This window comes from Bacillus cereus group sp. BceL220, from assembly GCF_051776965.1.
Lineage (GTDB): Bacteria > Bacillota > Bacilli > Bacillales > Bacillaceae_G > Bacillus_A > Bacillus_A cereus.
The window spans coordinates 11,764-31,631 of sequence record NZ_JBPWBC010000001.1 but is presented as its reverse complement, the minus strand read 5'-3'; the positions used below and the strand labels follow the sequence as shown (position 1 = coordinate 31,631).

Below are 19,868 nucleotides of genomic sequence, written 5' to 3'. Positions count from 1 at the left end.
GGATTTATTTGTATTAAGCTGTACTTTAAATATGTTCGCTAATTTTCTTTTTGCCATGTAAAGTATGTAAAAGTGTTTGAAACATCTTAAATGATTGCTGAAAGATTGGACTTTGAATAAAGGTGTACAGAAAAGTTACGATGAAAACAGGACCTCCTAGCATAAATCCAATAACTAGTACAATACATTCTACTATGATTCTAGCACGGCTAATAGAAAGTCCTGTTTTGTCTGAAATAGTAAGCATGAATCCATCACGGGGTCCAGCGCCAATCCCAGCCGCAACGTACATACCTCCCCCGATACCTGTAATGGCAATACCAGAAAATAAAATGAGTAAGTTTATCCATAAATAATTACTAGCGTCTGGAAGCATGTTTGATTGTAAGAAAAAGTCCATAATGGGACCGATAAGTAGTGCATTCAAAAATGTCCCCACATTTATATATTTTCGATCTACTAGTAAAGATATTAGAACGAGACATAACCCACATATGACACTCCACGTACCGATGGTCCATCCAAACTTTTGGTAGAGAGCCATATTTAAAACTTCCCAAGGGTGCAAGCCGAGAAATTTAACTTTGACTGCAAGAGCGTTTCCAAGGCCAAAGAAAATTAATCCTAAGAAAAAAAGAAAATAGCGAAAGAGAGTTAGCCTCATCTTTACAACCTCCCATATTTTATAATTATGTATGTTACCTGTTACAGTTTTAATGTACAAATATTATGTCTTTTTATCATTCGTTTAAAAGTGTTAACTATGTAAATGAAATATACATCTTCACAGTCAAAAAAGTTAAAATATTTCGTTTTAAGGATTATAATGGAGGGAGAAACATAAAAGGGAGTGAATGAACTTGAAACAAGAACTTATTGAAAGATTTACGAGATATGTAAAAATTGATACGCAATCAAATGAAGAAAGTCATACAGTACCAACAACACCAGGACAAATTGAGTTTGGTAAGTTATTAGTGGAAGAGCTAAAAGAAATTGGTTTAACAGAAGTAACGATGGATGATAATGGCTATGTAATGGCAACACTTCCAGCTAATACGGACAAGGATGTTCCTGTAATCGGATTTTTAGCTCATTTAGATACGGCAACAGACTTTACGGGGAAAAACGTCAAACCACAAATTCATGAAAATTTTGATGGTAATGCAATTACGTTAAATGAAGAGCTAAATGTTGTGTTAACACCAGAGCAGTTCCCAGAATTACCATCATATAAAGGACATACGATTATTACAACTGATGGTACAACACTGCTAGGAGCAGATGATAAAGCTGGTCTTACCGAAATTATGGTTGCAATGAACCATTTAATACATAATCCGCAAATTAAGCACGGGAAAATAAGAGTAGCATTTACACCGGATGAAGAAATTGGTCGTGGGCCAGCGCATTTTGATGTAGAAGCGTTTGGTGCATCATTCGCTTATACGATGGATGGAGGTCCATTAGGTGGTTTAGAGTATGAAAGTTTTAATGCTGCAGGTGCTAAGTTAACGTTTAACGGAACGAATACACATCCTGGAACAGCGAAAAATAAAATGCGCAATGCAACTAAACTGGCTATGGAGTTTAACGGGCATTTACCAGTAGAAGAGGCACCAGAGTATACTGAAGGATACGAAGGGTTCTATCATTTACTCTCTTTAAATGGTGATGTTGAGCAAAGTAAAGCGTATTATATTGTTCGAGACTTTGATCGTGAAAATTTTGAAACACGTAAAAATACCATTGAAAATATTGTGAAACAAATGCAAGAGAAGTATGGGAAAGATGCAGTCGTTTTAGAAATGAATGATCAATACTATAACATGCTTGAAAAAATTGAACCGGTAAGAGAAATTGTTGATATTGTATATGAAGCAATGAAAAGTTTAGACATTGAACCAAATATTCATCCGATTCGCGGAGGCACAGATGGATCACAATTATCATATATGGGATTACCGACGCCGAATATTTTCACTGGTGGTGAAAACTATCACGGTAAATTTGAGTATGTTTCGGTAGATACTATGGAAAAAGCCGTTCAAGTTATTGTGGAAATTGCAAGACGTTTTGAGGAGCAAGCTTAAAAAAGAACCAAGTAGTACGAATGTGCTACTTGGTTCTTTTAATATAGTACTCGCCACAAATAAAAAGTCGCATAAGACTCCCAATTAGCCCAGTTTGCCGCGAAATCTTTTATTTCATTTTTTGTCGGTTTATTTTCGGAACCTGTTATAAATTTAATTGCATTATGCAGACCAACATCATCAATTGGAAAAGCCGAAGGAAATCTTAAACAACGCATTAAAACATAGTTGGCAGTCCATGGTCCTATACCATGGATAGCAGTTAATTGTTTCTCAGCAACCTTTACATCTTGTGTTTGCAGTAAATCCTCTTTTGATAATTTTCTCTCTGTAATAAGCTTCGCAATACCGATTAAATATTCACATTTTCTAGTCGTCATTTTTAATTGTTGAAGATTTTCTACATGTAGATTTGCAATTGTTTCAGGTGATGGGAATATCCAATGTTTTCTACCGTCCCATTCTACATAACTTCCAAATTGCTCAACTAATCTCCTTTTTAGCGTATAAGCATATGTTAGGTTAATTTGTTGACCGATAATTCCCCAGGAAAGTGCCTCAAATAAGTCTGGAATGCCTAAAGTACGAAGGCCATAATATTGTTCAATTGGTCCTTGAAGGAGTAAATCATGTTTAGCTAATGTATAAAATGGGGCTAAATCAGTAGTTAAATCAAACCATTCTTTTACATAGTTAACTACAGCTTCACGTATCGATTTTTCAGATGTATATGGTTCTTCTAAACAACGTATTTGAATATTTCCATCTGTATTCACACTAATTTCAACTAAAGGATTTACATCTTGAACAGGGATAACTTTATAAATTTTGTTATCTTCAATATGGAACATACATTCATTGTTAGAACGTGATAGATAACGTAAATTTTCTTGGAAACAAAATTCTTTTGGAACTGCTATAGATAATGCGCTATTATATTCTGTTGTCATATGAATTCCACCTGCAACTTTTCTAATGTAAGCAATTTTTTCTTCATTTCTAATCCGCCCCTAAATCCGGTTAGTTTCCCATTCTTCCCAATAACGCGGTGACAAGGAATGGTAATAAGAAGAGGATTAGCAGCAATAGCAGAAGCAACGGCGCGCACAGCTTTAGGTTTTTGAATTCTTTCAGCAATTTCTGTATAAGAATATGTCTTTCCATAAGGAATTTCACGTACCGTATTCCAAACAGATAATTGAAAATTAGTTCCATAAGCATCGATAGGAAATGTGAAAGTTTCTCGCTTGTTTTCTAAATACTCGATAACTTCTTGCGTATATATTTGCAAGTAATCTGGACTATGGGTCAATATATGTTGGGGCAGTTTTTTTCTAGCCCATATATTTAATTCTTCAAAGTTTTCGTCTTGTGATCCAATGAAACATAGTCCATTTTCAGTTGCAGCAATATGAAATCGCCAATTTTTATGTGTAAGTAGCGTCCAATATATATAATTATTTTTGTAGGAATTCATTATCGTATCCCTCTTTCATTTCGTTCTTTTTTCGATATTCAGTAGGAGTAAATCCGGTTTTCTTTTTAAATAAAGTAGCGAAATACTCTGGGTTTTCTATCCCGACAGCAGTACTAATTTCTTTAATAGATTGATTTGTTTGTAAAAGGTATTCGGTTGCTTTAAGAACCCTGAATTGTTGTATATATTCTATAGGAGTTAACCCTATTATTCTTTTGAAAGTACGTTGTAAATGAAAAGGGCTACCGTGACACATTTCCGCAAGCATGTCGAGAGTTAAGGATTCGTCATAATGCTTTTCGATATAGTCTTTAATTTGTTCTACCCACTCTTCATTAGGTAAAGTGATCCCATTTGGCTTACAACGTTTGCACGGGCGAAAGTTCTCACTTAATGCTTGCTCTGCATGATGAAAAATTCGTACATTGTTTCTATTCGGTATTCTTGATTTGCATGATGGTCTGCAAAAGATTCCAGTTGATTTCACAGCATAAAAGAATTTGCTATCATAGGAAGAATCATTATGAATAATTGCTTGCCAATACTCATTTGTTAATGTAACTCCTTCATTGTGCATAGAACATCACCTCTGAAATTAGTATAACCTGAATAAAGTGCGTATGTATGTATTCATAAATGTAAGAGCAAGATTACAAAGGTGAAAATATGATTGTTTTCTATTTTGTGATAGCATGAAATTTGGAAATAAACATCAAGAGGAGGACTATAAATGAAGTTAATTTCATGGAATGTAAATGGTTTGCGAGCTGTTATCGCAAAAGGTGGATTTTTGGAATATCTTGAGGAATCAAGTGCTGACATATTTTGTCTACAAGAGATTAAATTACAAGAAGGGCAAATTGATTTAAATTTAGAGGGATATTATACATACTGGAATTATGCTGTGAAAAAAGGATATTCAGGAACTGCTATTTTTTCGAAAAAAGAACCGCTTTCAGTTACATATGGTTTAGGCATTGAAGAGCATGATCAAGAAGGGCGACTTATTACTTTAGAATTCGAAGATTTTTACATGATAACGTTATATACACCAAATTCAAAACGTGGATTAGAACGATTAGATTACAGAATGAAATGGGAAGATGATTTCAGGTCCTATATCAAACGATTAGATGAGAAGAAACCAGTTATTTTTTGTGGAGACTTAAATGTTGCTCATAAAGAAATCGATTTGAAAAATCCGAAAAGTAATCGTAAAAATCCTGGATTCTCTGATGAGGAACGAGAGAAATTTTCATGTATTTTAGAAGAAGGATTTATTGATACATATCGTTACCTTTATCCTAATCAAGAAGGTGCATACTCGTGGTGGTCGTATCGTATGGGCGCGAGAGCGAAAAATATCGGATGGCGTTTAGATTATTTTGTTGTTTCGGAAAGAATGAAAGACCAAATAACAGAAGCGAAAATTAATAGTGAAGTAATGGGGTCAGACCATTGTCCAGTTGAATTACATATAAATTTCTAAAAAAAGAAGTATCTCCCTAATATTAGGGAGATACTTCTTTTTTTAATTCAGTTTGTTAAAATTTTTCAAATCATTCTTGAAATAATTTCATATTAAATATATACTTAGTAACGATAATCATTATCAGTGAAAATGATTATCAAGTGATGAAGGTGTAAAAGAATTATAGTCTAGGGGAAGTGAACGGGAATGAGTTCTGGATAAAATTATTAATCTAATGAAATATATATATGGGACAAGGTTCATATAGTTAAATTTTATTGAGAATATAGTTTGAAAATTCGAGAGGAGACATATAAAGATGAACAAGAAATTATTTACTTTAGGGATGGTTACAGTTTTAAGTGTAGGTTTAGCGGCATGTAATAGTGCGGATAAAACTTCAGGCGAGCAAAAACAACAGACAAAAGCTACGGAAACGAAAAAAGATGAAAAACGAAAAATCACATATTTAGGTAAAGAGTATACAGTGCCAGCAAAAGTAGATAAAATTGCGACAGCTAGTTTAGAGTCAATGGAAGATGCGGCAGTACTTGGAATTAAACCAGTTGGTGCCATTACTGTAGGTGGTAAATTACCAAAATATCTTGAAAAAGAGTTAGAAGGTGCGAAATCTGTTGGTGAGAAAATGCAACCCAATTTCGAAACATTACTACAATTAAAACCAGATGTTATTACATCGAGTACGAAATTCCCAGCAGAAACAGCTGAAAAGTTTACGAAAGTAGCTCCTACATTCCCGGTATCACACGTTTCAACAAATTGGGAAGATAACTTAAAGTTAATGGGAGAATTAACTGGTAAAAAAGATAAAGCAGAAAAAATTATTAAGGATTACAATTCGGACGCTGAAAAAGCAAAAGCAAAACTAGGAGATAAGTTAAAAGATAAAAAAGTACTTGTCATAAGACTAAGAGCAAACGAATTATTCCTATATCCAGAAGGAGTATACTTCAACCCTGTAATTTATAAAGATCTTGGACTAACTGCTCCAGAACAATTGAAAACTGTAAAAGCACAAGAGAAAATTTCATTTGAAAAACTTGCTGAACTTAACCCAGATTATATTTTCTTACAATATGAGGCAAGTGAAAATAAAAACCCGAAAGTGTTAGAAGAAATTGAAAGTAATCCAATTTGGCAAAGTATGAATGCTGCGAAGGAAAAGAAAGTATTTGTAAATGTTGTAGATCCAATGGCACAAGGTGGTACAGCTTGGAGTAAAACAGCATTCTTAAAAGAAGCCGTGAAAAATTTATCTAAATAATACAATAAGTAAGGTGCGTTGAATGATATGCAGAAAACAAATGCAGTACCAGTAACTATATTATGTATAGCACCCATACTCATCTTATTTACAGTTATACTTTCGATTTTGTATGGGGCAAAAAGTATTGACGCTGAAACAGTGTGGAACGCATTATTTCATTTTGATTCAAGCGATGTAAATCATAATATTATTATTACTTCACGTTTACCAAGGGTAGTTGCAGCTCTTTTAGTCGGAGCATTTCTAGCCATATCAGGAGCACTTATGCAGGGGATGACAAGAAACTATCTTGCATCCCCTTCTATTATGGGTGTGACGGATGGCGCTGCCTTTGTTATTACACTTAGCATGATTTTTCTTCCGGGAATGTCATCAATTGGTATGGTTTTATGTTCAATGATTGGTTCTGCACTAGGAGCCGGTATCGTGTTTGGTTTTGGTTCGCTCCTTCAAAATGGCTTATCACCAGTTAGGTTAGCGATTATAGGAACAGTTATTGGAACATTTTTAAGTAGTGCATCGGCTGCAATGGCTTCGTATTTCCAAATTTCTCAAAATGTTAGTTTTTGGTTTAATGCAAAGTTAGATCAAGTAGATCCTAATATCATTAAAATCACGATACCGTTTGGGATAATTGGAATAATTTTAGCACTGTTAATATCAAAATCTATTACCATTCTTTCATTAGGCGAAGAGGTTTCTATTAATTTAGGGCAACGTACAAAACTAGTTAAAGCGATGGCAATTTTATCGGTAATTTTCTTAACAGGAACAGCAGTTGCTTTAGTGGGGAAAGTTGGTTTTGTAGGTTTAATTATTCCGCACATTACGCGCTTTATAATTGGGGTAGATTATAAGTGGATTTTGCCATGTGCAGGTGTTATTGGTGGCGTTTTCTTAGCGTTATGTGACGTTTTGAGTAGATTTGTAAACTATCCATTTGAAACACCTATTGGAGTCGTTACCTCTTTAATTGGAATTCCTTTCTTCCTTTATTTAATCCGTACTAGAGGAGGAGAGAGACATGCCTAAAAGTTCAAGTCAACGTTTCGGAATGACGATGGGGATTATTATATTTTTAATACTATGTGCTATTTATATTAGTTTAACAAATGGTACGTTCGATATTACGATTACAGATGTATTTAAAACACTGTTTAGAATTGATCCAGTACCAGAACATGATTTAGTTATTTTTGAGTTTCGCCTTCCGCGCATCGTAATTGCTGGATTAGTAGGATTAGGCCTTGGTGTTGCGGGTGCCGTTATTCAAGGGATTACGAGAAATGGGTTGGCGGACCCAGGTATTTTAGGCGTAAATGCCGGAGCAGGAACAGCGATTGTCATTTTTATGTTTTTCTTTCAAGGGCAATTAAAAAGCACAGACTGGGTTTCTATTATGATGATGCCAATGTTTGGTTTAGTAGGCGGATTAGGTGCAGCTATCATCATTTATCTGTTTTCTTGGAAAAACGGTAAATTAGATTCGCAGCGACTTTTATTAACAGGGATTGCAATTGGATCAGGATTTGGAGCCTTTTCTATGTACTTATCACTCAAAATGAAGTCAACTGATTTTGAAATGGCTGCAGTGTGGGTGTCTGGAAGCATATATAGTGCAAACTGGAAGTATATTGTGGCTATGTTACCATGGCTTATTATCTTAATTCCGCTTATACAAAAGAAAGCTTATTTATTAGATTTATTTCAATTGGAAGAAACGAGTATTACAAGTTTAGGTGTTTCAGTAGAAAGAGAGAAATCGATTTTACTATTAAGTAGTATCGGGCTTGTGAGCGCATGTGTTGCTGTTTCAGGGAGTATCGGTTTTATTGGCTTAATGGCACCGCATATAGCGAAAAGGCTTGTCGGTATTCAACATAAGTATATAATTCCTACGTGCGGCGTAATCGGAATGTTTCTTGTAATTGCTTCAGACTTTATTGCGAAAACAGTTTTTACACCTGTAGAGCTACCAGTTGGAATCGTTATTTCTATTGTCGGTGTACCGTATTTCTTATATTTACTTTATAAGGCGAAAGCGTAAGAGGAGGAATAAAAGTGAGTATTTTAAGTGCAAAAAATTTAGAAACAAGTTATGAAAAGCTTACAGTGTTTCGCGATTTAAATGTGGAAATACAAGAAGGAAAAGTAACGACAATTATAGGTCCAAACGGTTGCGGTAAATCGACATTGTTAAAAACAATGGGAAGAATTTTAAAACAAAAAAGCGGTAAAGTATATTTGCAAGGACAGGATTTACATACAATTCCAACGAAAGAAATTGCGAAGCAGTTAGCTTTACTCCCGCAAACTCCAATTGCACCAGGTGAGCTTAAAGTGGAAGAATTAATTTCTTATGGACGCTATCCACATCGAAATAACGTAAATAAGTTAACGACAAAAGATAAAGAAATGATTGATTGGGCATTAGATATAACGAAAACTTCTGAATTTCGAACGAGACAAATTGCAAATTTATCAGGTGGTCAAAGACAAAAGGTATGGCTAGCGATGGCATTAGCACAAGAGACAGAAGTGTTGCTATTAGATGAGCCAACTACATACCTTGATATGTCTCATCAATTAGATGTATTACAAATTGTGGAGAAGTTAAATAAAGAACATAATTGTACGGTTGTTATGGTATTACATGATATTAACCATGCAGCAAGATTTTCAGATGAAATTATTGCAATGAAGGAAGGAGAAATTGTTACAACTGGTAGCCCGGAAGAAATCATTACAAATGAAGTGTTAAAAGAAGTATTTCATATTGATGCACGTGTCATGATTGATCCGTATAACGGGGCTCCTGTTTGTTTCGGTTATGATAGCGTTGTATCTCAAGAAGAAAAAATCGAAATATATGTAACAAGTTAAAAAAGGGGGGATAGGGTGAATACTACAGTTGAAAAACAGCAGATTATAACATCTAATACAGAGCAGTGGAAAATGTATTCAAAATTAGAAGGTAAGGAATATCAAATTCATATTTCAAAGCCGAGGCAACCAGCACCGGATTCAGGATATCCTGTCATTTACGTATTAGATGGCAATGCCTTTTTTCAAACATTTCATGAAGCAGTTAAAATACAATCAGTAAGAGCGGAAAAAACCGGTGTTTCACCAGCTATTATAGTAGGAGTGGGTTATCCAATTGAAGGCGCATTTTCAGGGGAAGAAAGGTGCTATGATTTTACGCCTAGCGTAATTTCAAAAGATGCCCCTTTAAAACCAGACGGTAAACCGTGGCCTAAAACAGGAGGAGCACATAATTTCTTTACTTTTATTGAAGAAGAACTGAAACCACAAATTGAAAAGAATTTTGAGATTGATAAAGGTAAGCAAACTTTATTTGGGCATTCGTTAGGTGGCCTATTCGCTTTGCATATACTATTTACAAACTTGAATGCTTTTCAAAATTACTTTATTAGTAGTCCATCTATATGGTGGAATAATAAATCCGTTCTTAAAAAAGAAGAGAACCTGATAATTGAATTAAACAATGCTAAGTTTGAAACAGGAGTGTTCCTTACAGTTGGATCACTTGAACGAGAGCATATGGTTGTAGGTGCAAATGAATTATCAGAGCGCCTTCTCCAAGTAAACCACGATAAACTTAAATTTAAGTTTTATGAAGCTGAAGGGGAGAATCATGCATCTGTTGTGCCGACGTCTTTAAGTAAAGGATTGAGGTTTATTAGTTACGTATAGGAAAAAAGGTTATGGATAAAACATTCCATAACCTTTTTTAATATGTAGAATTGTCCTTTTCGAAAGTTTTGTTTCAACTTTTCGTCTAAAGAGACAAAAAGTTGTCACACATCGGTCACAATTAGCATAAACATAAAATAGACGAAATGAACTTATTTCCAAAAAGGCTTGGTTTATTTCAATCATGATTCGTAGAGTTGAAAAAGCATGGATTAAAAGTTCACTATATTCCCAAGGAGGTAGATCGTATGAAAACTATTCTTGCTATCGCTGGACTTATTTGGGTTCTATCGCATGGCATTCCAATTTATGAAGGAGAACAAATTCGCAGTGCTCTAAATAAAAATTTTAATGAATATCATATCATTGATCGGCAAGATAATGTTGTGACAGTTCGAGTAAATGACTGTTTTCATACGGTAACCGTTGAAGGAACTTCAGTAGTGAATGATACAAAAGTATGTGATCAGCAATAATTATATATGGAAAGAAAAATTCTTGGATTAAATATCTGAAAATTTAAATTTAAACATTATAGACGAAGAATAAGCGGGGGCGGGTAATCCCCGCTTATTCTTGTTTCACTTTATTGAATTTTGATGAGAGATATAATGATTTTTTTGGCAAAAAGGAAAGGGTATACTGAAAATTGAGATTAAGAAGCTAATGAGTTGTTAAGAATAATCATAAAGTGTAAATATACTCTTATGGGGTATCATGCGTAGATATTTAATGCTATAATTGGTATACTCATAAAAAACAATTGTTTTATTGGATGAAGAGAAACTTTAAGAAGGTGATAATATGGATCATAAAGAGCATGAAGCAGTAACACATAGATCAGAAAAAGAAAAAGAACAGATTATAAATAGATTAAAGAGAATTGAAGGACAGGTCCGCGGTATTCAAAACATGATTGAAAATGATCGTTATTGCGTAGATATTTTAGTGCAAATTTCAGCGATTAATGCAGCAATGAAAAAAGTAGGGATGGGCGTTCTCAAAAATCATACGAGTCATTGTGTTTCAGGAGCTATTAAAAATGGAAATGGTGACGAAGCAATTGAAGAATTAATGACAGTATTTGAACGTTTTTCAAAAGCGTAAAAACAAGCTAGTATTTGAACTGCACCCCAATTGTTAGACACAGTCTAACAATTGGAGGTGCAGTTTTTCTATGGCTAAATTTACAGCTGATGAAAAAATACAAATCGTTCTACGTTATTTGAACGGAAATGAAAGTTATCGAGAAATAGGTAAAGTCATTGGTATAAGAGACACCGTAATTTTGAATTGGGTAAACCAATATAAGCAGAATGGTGCGGAAGCTTTTCTAAAACGGTATACAAATTACACCCAACAATTTAAACTAGACGTACTAAATTTTATGATTGAAAACGGTACGTCCTTGTTTGAAACGGCAGCTATCTTTAACATCCCTGCCCATTCAACGATTATTGTTTGGAAAAAACAACTCGAAGCACAAGGAATTGATGCCCTTCAATCAAAGAAAAAGGGGCGTCCATCCATGAAAAAAGAGTCAAATAAACAATCAAAACAAGCACCAGTTGAAATTTCAGTCGAAGCACTTGAAGCACGTATTAAACAGCTTGAGATGGAAAATGAGTACTTAAAAAAGTTAAATGCCTTAGTTCAAAACAAGGAAAAATCACAAAACAAGACAAAGCGCAAGTAGTCTATGAATTAAGGCATAAATATTCGGTCAAGGCACTCGTGGAGCTAGCTACTATTCCTCGAAGCACGTATTATGATTTAGTAAAGAAAATGAATCGTCCAGATGTAGATGCCGATTTGAAAGCTGAGATTAAAGCGATTTATGAGGAAAATGAAGGTCGTTATGGTTACCGTCGCATTCGTGATGAGTTAACGAATCGTGGTCAGAAAGTGAATCATAAGAAGGTTCAGCGCATTATGAAAGAGCTTGGATTAAAGTGTGTTGTACGTATAAAAAAATATAAGTCTTATAAGGGGAAATCCGGTAAAATTGCACCAAATATTTTAGCTCGGAATTTTCATGCAGATGCACCGAATCAAAAATGGGTAACAGACATCACAGAGTTTAAATTATTTGGAGAGAAACTTTATTTATCACCTGTATTAGACTTGTATAATGGTGAAATTATTACCTATACAATAGGCTCTAGACCGGTGTATTCACTTGTTTCAGAGATGTTAGAAAAAGCATTAGAACGTTTGCCTGAACATCACCAACTAGTGATGCATTCAGATCAAGGATGGCATTATCAAATGAAACAATATGTCCGTACACTTGAATCAAGAGATATTGTGCAGAGTATGTCTCGAAAAGGCAACTGTTACGACAACGCAGTAATGGAGAATTTCTTTGGGATCATGAAATCGGAATTCCTCTACATAAAAGAGTTTGAAAGTGTAGAACATTTTAAAATAGAATTAGAAAAATATATAGAGTATTATAATACGAAACGGATAAAGGCAAAATTAAAAATGAGCCCGGTGCAATACCGGACTCACTTTTATCAAGCTGCCTAATGAAATAACCATGTCTAACTTTTAGGGGTCACTTCAATTTAACTGGCTTGTTTTTTTGTTTACCCTCATATTGGATTTTGGTGTATTGTAGTGAAAAAGTGTGTGTAAAATAAACTTTTAGAAAATAATTGAAAAATCATGATACAAAACCATTGATTACCTTAGGGGGGTATGGTAAGATGTAATTGTGATTAACAAACAATGAATAAACAAGAGGAGGATTTTAAATGGAACAGTTAACATTACAAGTTGAAGGTATGTCTTGTGGACATTGTGTAAATGCTATCGAAAGCAGTGTGAAAGAGCTAAACGGTGTTGAACAAGTGAAGGTTCAATTAGCAGAAGGAACTGTTGAAGTTACTATCGACTCGTCTGCTGTAACATTAAAAGATATCGTTGCTGTAATCGAAGATCAAGGATACGATGTTCAATAATTATTTTTAGATATGGAAATAAATCGTACTTTAAATGAAGTACGATTTATTTTGCTAATAATTATACCTCATAAGGGTATGTAGAGGTGAGAGACATGAATGAAAAAAAAGAGGCCAATCTTCAAATATCAGGAATGACATGTGCGGCATGTGCAAATAGAATTGAAAAAGGTCTAAAAAAAGTAGAAGGTGTTCATGAGGCAAATGTAAATTTTGCGCTTGAAAAAACAAAAATAATGTACGATCCAACTAAAACAAATCCGCAACAATTTAAAGAAAAAGTTGAATCATTAGGATATGGAATTGTAAGTGATAAAGCTGAATTTACTGTTTCAGGAATGACATGTGCAGCATGTGCAAATAGAGTTGAAAAGCGTTTAAATAAGTTAGATGGTGTGAACAAGGCGACAGTAAATTTTGCTTTAGAATCAGCCACAGTAGACTTTAACCCTGATGAAGTTAATGTAAATGAAATGAAGAGCGCGATTACGAAGCTAGGATATAAATTAGAAGTGAAACCAGATGATCAAGATGCATCAACTGATCATCGATTACAAGAAATTGAAAGACAAAAGAAGAAGTTTATTATTTCGTTTATTTTATCTTTCCCATTATTATGGGCAATGGTTAGTCATTTCTCATTTACGTCATTTATTTATTTACCAGATATGTTAATGAACCCTTGGGTGCAACTAGCACTTGCAACTCCTGTTCAATTTATCATTGGTGGACAGTTTTATGTTGGGGCTTATAAAGCGTTACGCAATAAAAGTGCTAATATGGATGTCCTCGTGGCACTTGGAACGTCGGCCGCGTATTTCTATAGTGTATATTTAAGTATTCAATCTATTGGTTCTTCGGAACATATGACAGATTTATATTTTGAAACGAGTGCGGTACTTATTACATTAATTATTTTAGGTAAATTATTTGAAGCGAAAGCAAAAGGGCGCTCATCAGAAGCAATTAAAAAATTGATGGGTTTACAAGCGAAGACAGCTACAGTTGTGCGAGATGGAACAGAAATAAAAATTTTGATTGAAGAAGTAGTAGCTGGTGATATCGTCTATGTAAAGCCTGGTGAAAAAATACCAGTAGATGGTGAGATTGTAGAAGGAAAATCAGCGATTGATGAATCGATGTTAACGGGTGAAAGTATTCCTGTTGATAAGTCAATTGGGGATGTAGTAATAGGTTCGACAATAAATAAAAATGGTTTTTTAAAAGTGAAAGCAACTAAAGTAGGCAGAGATACTGCATTAGCTCAAATCATTAAAGTAGTAGAAGAGGCACAAGGTTCAAAAGCTCCTATTCAAAGGGTAGCGGATCAAATTTCAGGTATTTTTGTACCGGTTGTAGTTGTGATTGCGATTATCACATTTGCAGTATGGATGATATTTGTTACACCTGGTGATTTTGGCGGAGCACTTGAGAAAATGATAGCAGTACTTGTTATCGCTTGTCCATGTGCATTAGGTCTTGCAACGCCTACATCTATCATGGCAGGATCAGGAAGATCGGCTGAGTATGGTATTTTATTTAAAGGTGGAGAGCATTTAGAAGCAACGCACCGATTAGATACAGTTATTCTAGATAAAACAGGTACTGTGACAAACGGAAAGCCTGTGTTAACAGATATAATTGTAGCAGATGGATTCCATGAAGAAGAAATACTACGTTTAGTAGGTGCGGCAGAAAAAAATTCTGAACACCCACTTGCAGAAGCGATTGTAGAAGGAATTAAAGAAAAGAAAATTGATATTCCAAGTTCAGAAACGTTTGAAGCGATTCCTGGATTCGGTATCGAATCAGTCGTAGAAGGAAAACAATTATTAATTGGCACACGTCGATTAATGAAGAAATTCAATATTGATATTGAAGAAGTTTCAAAATCAATGGAAGAGCTAGAACGAGAAGGAAAAACAGCAATGCTTATTGCAATCGATAAAGAATATGCTGGTATAGTTGCCGTTGCAGATACTGTGAAAGATACTTCAAAAGCAGCTATCGCAAGACTGAAAAAAATGGGTCTAGACGTTGTGATGATTACAGGAGATAATACACAAACTGCTCAGGCGATTGCAAAGCAAGTTGGTATTGATCACGTAATTGCAGAAGTATTGCCAGAAGGAAAAGCAGAAGAAGTGAAAAAACTGCAAGCAAATGGTAAGAAAGTAGCGATGGTTGGAGATGGGATAAATGATGCTCCTGCTCTTGCTACAGCGAACATTGGTATGGCAATTGGAACGGGAACGGATGTAGCGATGGAAGCAGCGGATATAACGTTAATCCGCGGTGATTTAAATAGTATTGCTGATGCGATCTTTATGAGTAAAATGACGATAAGAAATATTAAACAAAATTTATTCTGGGCATTAGCTTATAACGCGTTAGGAATTCCAATTGCGGCATTAGGCTTCTTAGCCCCTTGGGTTGCTGGAGCAGCGATGGCATTTAGTTCTGTATCCGTTGTATTAAATGCATTACGATTACAAAGAGTTAAATTAAAATCTTAAAAAGCTACATTAAGTAATTGAATAGAATTAAAAAACAATACTTTGAATAAGTATTGTTTTTTTGTTCGTATAGAAATTAAAACGATATAATAAAGAAGAATTATTGAATCGTATGTAGTAGAAAAGTTAAGAGGTAGTTTGGTAAGGAGACTTATGTATGTTAAAAGATATTATAATTAGAACATTTCAGAAAGAAGATTTAAATCGAGTATTACAATTGTTCTATGAAACAGTTCATACGGTTAATGCAAAAGATTATAATGAGTTACAGCTACAGGCATGGGCACCAGATCGACTAGATAGAGAAAGCTGGTTAAAGTCTTTAGAAAAGAATATTAGTTATGTAGCGGATCATAACGGTGTGATTGTAGGGTTTGGAGATTATAATGAGGATCATTACGTAGATCGTTTATTTACACATAAATATTATCAAGGGAAAAGGATAGCCTCATCCATATTACAGAAGTTAGAAAAAGAAGCAGTGAACCTAGGGCATAGGGAAATCTATACAGAAGCGAGTATTACAGCAAAACCTTTCTTTGAAAGTAAAGGTTTTATTTGCATAAAGGAACAAAAGAAACAGCATAATGGTCAGATTTTTATTAATTATGTTATGAAAAAAATATCCTTCTCATAAATGAGAAGGATATTTTTCATTATTTTACAGCTTCTTTTAGTTCTTTACCAGCTTTGAAAGCAGGTACTTTAGAAGCTGCGATTTGCATTTCTTCACCAGTTTGTGGGTTACGGCCTGTACGAGCAGCTCTTTCACGAACTTCGAATGTACCGAATCCGATAAGTTGTACTTTTTCACCAGCAGCTAAAGTGTTAGTGATTGATTCTACTACAGTTTGTACAACTACAGTAGCTTCTTTTTGAGAAATCTCAGCATTTTGTGCTACGTTTTTAATTAATTCTGTTTTGTTCATGTTTTTCACCTCATATGTAAATAATGCTATTTAAGTTGTTATTATAACGTATAAAACATTCGAGAACAAGTGTACGTACATATATTCGCAAAAAAAATGGAATTTGTAATATTTTTTAGGACATTTTATAGACATTCCATTTAAGCGGACAGAGATTTGTTCTTCATTTCAGTCTTCTCTTGATGAGAAGGTAGTTTCTTATTATAAGATATGAAGTAAGGTAGTGCTACAAATAACATACCTCCTACTAAATTTCCAAAGAAAACAAAAATAAAGTTTGGAAAATATTCAGCCCAAGTGAAATGACCGGCAAAAATTGCGGCTGGGATGACAAACATATTTGCTACAACGTGTTGAAATCCAATCGCAACAAAAGTCATAACTGGGAACCAAATACCGATAATCTTTCCGATAAATTCTTTACTTCCCATACTGAGCCAAACAGCTAAACAAACGAGCCAATTACATCCGATTGCAGAAATAAATGCTTGCAATGGTGTATCTTGTAGTTTCGCTTGAGCGATAGAAATAGTTTTCGCTAAAAAAGCTCCTTCAGTTAAGCCGACGATATGACCGAAAAAATAGGCTACGAATACAGCTCCTATGAAATTGCTAAATGTAACAATAACTAAATTTCGTATGAAATAAAATAAAGTAATTTTCTTTTGGAGCCAGGCCATAGAAACTGTCATCATGTTACCAGTTACTAGTTCACCGCCTGCAAGAATAACGAGAATGAGACCAACAGGGAATACAGCAGCGCCTAGAAAACTAGAAAATGATCCCCAATATTTTGGCATTGTCCCAATAACATGAATATCGAGTAAATACCCTAATGCGATAAAAGCGCCACCAAAAAAACCAAGAATTAGCATAGGGAGCAATGATAAATGAGCTTTTTTCCTTCCTGAATTCGCAGCAAGTTCCGTAATTTCTTCTGGTGTAAATACAGACATGAATAACCCCTCCGTAATAAAATGATGGAATGAATAGAAAAAATTTCAAAAATCTATGTATTATAAAAATATGTTATGACTTCTGTATAAAATTGTCAAAGTGAATAGAGAGGGAATTACATATTGATAACATTGTTCATGTTGTGACATGAATGTAACAATAAGGATTTAAAGTGTTTCTAGAGGTGAAAACATGAATACGAATTATGTAAAAAAAGAACGAAAAAAATCAATCGTAAAGATATTTATTATTAGTTTTATAAGTATATTAATGATACCAGTAAGTTTGTATTATTATGCGACAGAAATAGAACGAAAACTAGTAACAGTTACGTGGAATGAAATAGAAGCTTCTACAATTCCTAAAGAGTTTAATAATAAAAAAATATTGCAGTTTTCAGATGTACATTTAGGGCCAGAGTTTACATTGAAGCAACTTGAACATTTGGTGGAGAAGATGAATGAAATACATCCAGATATCGTAGTTTTTACTGGAGATTTAATAGATAAATTTGGGTCTTATAGTGCGGAAAGAGAAGAAGCAAAGGCTATTTTGCAGAAAATTTACGCGCCCTTAGGGAAATATGCTGTGTTTGGGAATCATGATAGGGGCGGGGGCGGTAGTTTATTTTACAAAAAATATATGGAGGAAGCTGGTTTTTCTGTATTAGTAAATGAAGTGCAGAAAATTAAAGTGGAAAACGGCAAATATATTACAATATCAGGTTTAGATGATTTTCTATTAGGGAAGCCACAAATAGATTCAACTTTAAAAAACTTGAAACAAAATGATTTCAACATGTTATTAGTACATGAGCCGGATGTTGTAACCAAAATAAATCGTTACCCAATGGATCTTCAACTGTCAGGACATAGTCACGGAGGACAAGTCCAAATTCCTTTTGTAGGTCCATTAATTACTACCAAACTAGCTGAAAATTATGTTGAAGGTATGTATGAAGTAGAGGGGAAGAGTAAGCTGTTATATTTATATGTAAATCGTGGCATTGGGACTACTAGGATGCCTGTTAGATTTTGGAGTGTACCTGAACTTTCAGTTTTTGTGTTGAAGCAAAATAGTAACTAATGTATTCAATTCCACATCATCATTCTCAATTTGATTTTGATGAACGAGAGGTGGTAATTTGTGGTAAATAAAAACAACAATAGGTCCTATAACCTATTGTTGTTTTTTATTATTTTTGCAAGGAAAGACCATCAAAATATGTTCTATAGTTACTAGAGAATTCAAAGTTGTTTTTTGCATCCCAATTAATAGACCAAGACATTAGGCCGCGGAATGCAGGATAGCCACTCTGGTTAGAAAGTTTATACTTTCCTCCGAACGGAACTCCTTTAATGATATAATTTAAAGCTTTTTTCATTTCAGTTGGCGAAATGTATCCACCACTTGGAGCTGCCGCTGGTGCTGCTGGAAGCCCAATCATAACTTGATCTGAGCGAAGAGCTGGGAAAATGTTATTTGGATTACCACCTACAGGAAAACCATGTAAGAGCATATCTGCCATAGCGACTTCGTAGTCTGCAGTACCTTGATTGTAGTTATTACCGTCCATTCCAACCCCGCTGCCAGCGTTGTAGTGTTGAACGTGAATGTATGTTAGTTTATCTTTCACTCCGTAAATAATTGGTAAATATGCACCCCAGATACTTCCGTATGCGCTATAACCGCCTTGAACATAAGCTGTTTCAGGAGCCATGCTTAATAGAAAATCTGGACCATAATGATCTGAGATTGTTCGAATAGCTGATATAAGATTTACGATTTGGGGAGTAGTTGGGTTTTTGAAATTAATGTCATTTCCGTTTAAGTAAATACCTGATTCAAGGTCAATATCTATTCCATCAAAACCGTATTTATCGATTAGAGATTGTATGGAATTAATAAAACGTTGCTTAGCGGCATTGTCAGGAAGTAAAACGACTCCATTTTGTCCTCCTATTGAAAGAACTACTTTCTTTCCTTTACTTTTTAAATAAGAAATATCTGATTTGAAGTCTGCATCTGTACCATACACAGGAGAAAATTCAACAGTGGAACGATCACCACCAGTTTCACCAAAAGATACATTGATTACATCCCATTTTGGTGAAACGTCTTTTAATTTAATAATGCCAGTACCGTTATCAAAGTTATGCCAGTATCCAACGAGTAATTTTGAACCTAAATTGTTTGCTGCTTGTGTTTGGAAAGGGGATAGCGGTAGTAGTAAGAACAGTACTAAAATACAACAAAAAAATTTGAACTTGTTTAACATATCAACACTCCTATACAAAAAGTTGTCTAGATGTATAATCTTGTTTGTTTAATAATATCTGAAAATTCTTTCTTTTGTAAGAGGACTATAATTTTCTCAACAATTGTGTGTGGGAAAGTATTAAACCTAATGAAATAATTTTTGAAGGAGATTGAATTGCAATTGTTAAATTCAGA

General features: G+C 34.4%; 21 protein-coding genes. 14 read left to right on the top strand and 7 right to left on the bottom strand.

What is annotated here, in order from left to right; translation table 11 throughout:
* Positions 1–25: 25 nt before the first annotated feature.
* On the bottom strand, positions 26–664 hold the full coding sequence (locus ACS2FK_RS00165) for a YczE/YyaS/YitT family protein (RefSeq protein WP_001241256.1): 639 nt from the start codon (positions 662–664) through the stop codon (positions 26–28).
* Between the two features lie 196 nt (positions 665–860).
* Here ACS2FK_RS00165 and pepT point away from each other — a divergent pair, with 196 nt between their 5' ends.
* Positions 861–2,093, top strand: a complete 1,233-nt coding sequence (gene pepT, locus ACS2FK_RS00160; protein WP_063548417.1) for a peptidase T — start codon at positions 861–863, stop codon at positions 2,091–2,093.
* Between the two features lie 38 nt (positions 2,094–2,131).
* Here pepT and ACS2FK_RS00155 read toward each other — a convergent pair whose 3' ends face one another.
* The 3 genes from ACS2FK_RS00155 to ACS2FK_RS00145 are packed head-to-tail and all read right to left on the bottom strand — an operon-like array spanning position 2,132 to position 4,147.
* On the bottom strand, positions 2,132–3,043 hold the full coding sequence (locus tag ACS2FK_RS00155) for a DNA glycosylase (RefSeq protein ID WP_023522808.1): 912 nt from the start codon (positions 3,041–3,043) through the stop codon (positions 2,132–2,134).
* On the bottom strand, positions 3,040–3,570 hold the full coding sequence (locus tag ACS2FK_RS00150) for a methylated-DNA--[protein]-cysteine S-methyltransferase (RefSeq protein ID WP_001089840.1): 531 nt from the start codon (positions 3,568–3,570) through the stop codon (positions 3,040–3,042). The genes ACS2FK_RS00155 and ACS2FK_RS00150 overlap by 4 nt, the downstream gene beginning before the upstream one ends.
* Complete coding sequence (locus tag ACS2FK_RS00145) at positions 3,551–4,147, bottom strand: bifunctional transcriptional activator/DNA repair enzyme AdaA (protein ID WP_016123262.1); 597 nt, start codon at positions 4,145–4,147, stop codon at positions 3,551–3,553. The genes ACS2FK_RS00150 and ACS2FK_RS00145 overlap by 20 nt, the downstream gene beginning before the upstream one ends.
* Before the next feature lie 153 nt (positions 4,148–4,300).
* On the opposite strand from ACS2FK_RS00145, the gene ACS2FK_RS00140 reads away from it, so the two are divergent.
* From ACS2FK_RS00140 to ACS2FK_RS00085, 12 genes are all read left to right on the top strand, one after another.
* Positions 4,301–5,059 carry an exodeoxyribonuclease III gene (locus ACS2FK_RS00140; protein ID WP_000767621.1) on the top strand — a complete coding sequence of 253 codons (759 nt, stop codon included), beginning with the start codon at positions 4,301–4,303 and terminating at the stop codon, positions 5,057–5,059.
* Positions 5,060–5,360: 301 nt separating this feature from the next.
* Positions 5,361–6,326 carry an iron-hydroxamate ABC transporter substrate-binding protein gene (locus tag ACS2FK_RS00135; RefSeq protein ID WP_001035506.1) on the top strand — a complete coding sequence of 322 codons (966 nt, stop codon included), beginning with the start codon at positions 5,361–5,363 and terminating at the stop codon, positions 6,324–6,326.
* Positions 6,327–6,353: 27 nt separating this feature from the next.
* Positions 6,354–7,361: a FecCD family ABC transporter permease gene (locus ACS2FK_RS00130; RefSeq protein ID WP_023522807.1), complete on the top strand. Its 1,008-nt coding sequence runs from the start codon at positions 6,354–6,356 to the stop codon at positions 7,359–7,361.
* A complete protein-coding gene (locus ACS2FK_RS00125) occupies positions 7,354–8,376 on the top strand; it encodes a FecCD family ABC transporter permease (protein WP_023522806.1) in 1,023 nt (340 codons plus the stop codon). The genes ACS2FK_RS00130 and ACS2FK_RS00125 overlap by 8 nt, the downstream gene beginning before the upstream one ends.
* Positions 8,377–8,390: 14 nt before the next feature.
* The gene (locus tag ACS2FK_RS00120) at positions 8,391–9,212 is read left to right on the top strand and encodes an ABC transporter ATP-binding protein (RefSeq protein WP_000025764.1); all 822 of its coding nucleotides are present in this window, start codon (positions 8,391–8,393) and stop codon (positions 9,210–9,212) included.
* Between the two features lie 15 nt (positions 9,213–9,227).
* A complete protein-coding gene (locus ACS2FK_RS00115) occupies positions 9,228–10,046 on the top strand; it encodes an alpha/beta hydrolase (protein ID WP_063548415.1) in 819 nt (272 codons plus the stop codon).
* Positions 10,047–10,294: 248 nt separating this feature from the next.
* Positions 10,295–10,522, top strand: a complete 228-nt coding sequence (locus tag ACS2FK_RS00110; protein ID WP_000849103.1) for a hypothetical protein — start codon at positions 10,295–10,297, stop codon at positions 10,520–10,522.
* Between the two features lie 328 nt (positions 10,523–10,850).
* Entirely contained in the window at positions 10,851–11,153 is a 303-nt protein-coding gene (locus tag ACS2FK_RS00105; RefSeq protein WP_000349637.1) for a metal-sensing transcriptional repressor, read from the top strand.
* A gap of 70 nt (positions 11,154–11,223) precedes the next feature.
* Positions 11,224–12,578, top strand: a protein-coding gene (locus ACS2FK_RS00100) for an IS3 family transposase (protein WP_088021543.1) whose coding sequence is annotated in 2 segments (ribosomal slippage) — positions 11,224–11,677 and positions 11,677–12,578 — 1,356 coding nt in all. Because the reading frame shifts where the segments join, the coding sequence is not laid out codon by codon here.
* A gap of 227 nt (positions 12,579–12,805) precedes the next feature.
* On the top strand, positions 12,806–13,012 hold the full coding sequence (copZ, locus tag ACS2FK_RS00095) for a copper chaperone CopZ (RefSeq protein ID WP_000436973.1): 207 nt from the start codon (positions 12,806–12,808) through the stop codon (positions 13,010–13,012).
* Between the two features lie 95 nt (positions 13,013–13,107).
* Entirely contained in the window at positions 13,108–15,528 is a 2,421-nt protein-coding gene (locus ACS2FK_RS00090; protein WP_001003176.1) for a heavy metal translocating P-type ATPase, read from the top strand.
* Positions 15,529–15,685: 157 nt separating this feature from the next.
* On the top strand, positions 15,686–16,165 hold the full coding sequence (locus ACS2FK_RS00085) for a GNAT family N-acetyltransferase (RefSeq protein ID WP_063548407.1): 480 nt from the start codon (positions 15,686–15,688) through the stop codon (positions 16,163–16,165).
* A gap of 19 nt (positions 16,166–16,184) precedes the next feature.
* On the opposite strand, the gene ACS2FK_RS00080 is transcribed toward ACS2FK_RS00085, so the two are convergent.
* On the bottom strand, positions 16,185–16,457 hold the full coding sequence (locus ACS2FK_RS00080) for an HU family DNA-binding protein (RefSeq protein WP_001043904.1): 273 nt from the start codon (positions 16,455–16,457) through the stop codon (positions 16,185–16,187).
* 140 nt (positions 16,458–16,597) lie between these two features.
* On the bottom strand, positions 16,598–17,413 hold the full coding sequence (locus ACS2FK_RS00075) for a formate/nitrite transporter family protein (protein ID WP_000110542.1): 816 nt from the start codon (positions 17,411–17,413) through the stop codon (positions 16,598–16,600).
* 193 nt (positions 17,414–17,606) lie between these two features.
* Between ACS2FK_RS00075 and ACS2FK_RS00070 the strand changes: the two genes are divergently transcribed.
* Complete coding sequence (locus ACS2FK_RS00070; protein ID WP_023522802.1) at positions 17,607–18,500, top strand: metallophosphoesterase; 894 nt, start codon at positions 17,607–17,609, stop codon at positions 18,498–18,500.
* 109 nt (positions 18,501–18,609) lie between these two features.
* On the opposite strand, the gene ACS2FK_RS00065 is transcribed toward ACS2FK_RS00070, so the two are convergent.
* On the bottom strand, positions 18,610–19,692 hold the full coding sequence (locus ACS2FK_RS00065) for a chitinase (protein WP_023522801.1): 1,083 nt from the start codon (positions 19,690–19,692) through the stop codon (positions 18,610–18,612).
* Positions 19,693–19,868 lie beyond the last annotated feature (176 nt).

Excerpts from the sequence above, each read along its gene's own strand:
- ACS2FK_RS00135 (WP_001035506.1), top strand. The coding sequence starts at position 5,361 with ATGAACAAGAAATTATTTACTTTAGGGATGGTTACAGTTTTAAGTGTA.
- ACS2FK_RS00070 (WP_023522802.1), top strand. The coding sequence starts at position 17,607 with ATGAATACGAATTATGTAAAAAAAGAACGAAAAAAATCAATCGTAAAG.
- ACS2FK_RS00155 (WP_023522808.1), bottom strand. The coding sequence starts at position 3,043 with ATGACAACAGAATATAATAGCGCATTATCTATAGCAGTTCCAAAAGAA.
- ACS2FK_RS00105 (WP_000349637.1), top strand. The coding sequence starts at position 10,851 with ATGGATCATAAAGAGCATGAAGCAGTAACACATAGATCAGAAAAAGAA.
- ACS2FK_RS00140 (WP_000767621.1), top strand. The coding sequence starts at position 4,301 with ATGAAGTTAATTTCATGGAATGTAAATGGTTTGCGAGCTGTTATCGCA.
- ACS2FK_RS00065 (WP_023522801.1), bottom strand. The coding sequence starts at position 19,692 with ATGTTAAACAAGTTCAAATTTTTTTGTTGTATTTTAGTACTGTTCTTA.
- ACS2FK_RS00125 (WP_023522806.1), top strand. The coding sequence starts at position 7,354 with ATGCCTAAAAGTTCAAGTCAACGTTTCGGAATGACGATGGGGATTATT.
- copZ (WP_000436973.1), top strand. The coding sequence starts at position 12,806 with ATGGAACAGTTAACATTACAAGTTGAAGGTATGTCTTGTGGACATTGT.
- ACS2FK_RS00165 (WP_001241256.1), bottom strand. The coding sequence starts at position 664 with ATGAGGCTAACTCTCTTTCGCTATTTTCTTTTTTTCTTAGGATTAATT.
- ACS2FK_RS00075 (WP_000110542.1), bottom strand. The coding sequence starts at position 17,413 with ATGTCTGTATTTACACCAGAAGAAATTACGGAACTTGCTGCGAATTCA.
- ACS2FK_RS00130 (WP_023522807.1), top strand. The coding sequence starts at position 6,354 with ATGCAGAAAACAAATGCAGTACCAGTAACTATATTATGTATAGCACCC.
- ACS2FK_RS00085 (WP_063548407.1), top strand. The coding sequence starts at position 15,686 with ATGTTAAAAGATATTATAATTAGAACATTTCAGAAAGAAGATTTAAAT.
- ACS2FK_RS00150 (WP_001089840.1), bottom strand. The coding sequence starts at position 3,570 with ATGAATTCCTACAAAAATAATTATATATATTGGACGCTACTTACACAT.
- ACS2FK_RS00080 (WP_001043904.1), bottom strand. The coding sequence starts at position 16,457 with ATGAACAAAACAGAATTAATTAAAAACGTAGCACAAAATGCTGAGATT.
- ACS2FK_RS00145 (WP_016123262.1), bottom strand. The coding sequence starts at position 4,147 with ATGCACAATGAAGGAGTTACATTAACAAATGAGTATTGGCAAGCAATT.
- ACS2FK_RS00110 (WP_000849103.1), top strand. The coding sequence starts at position 10,295 with ATGAAAACTATTCTTGCTATCGCTGGACTTATTTGGGTTCTATCGCAT.
- ACS2FK_RS00090 (WP_001003176.1), top strand. The coding sequence starts at position 13,108 with ATGAATGAAAAAAAAGAGGCCAATCTTCAAATATCAGGAATGACATGT.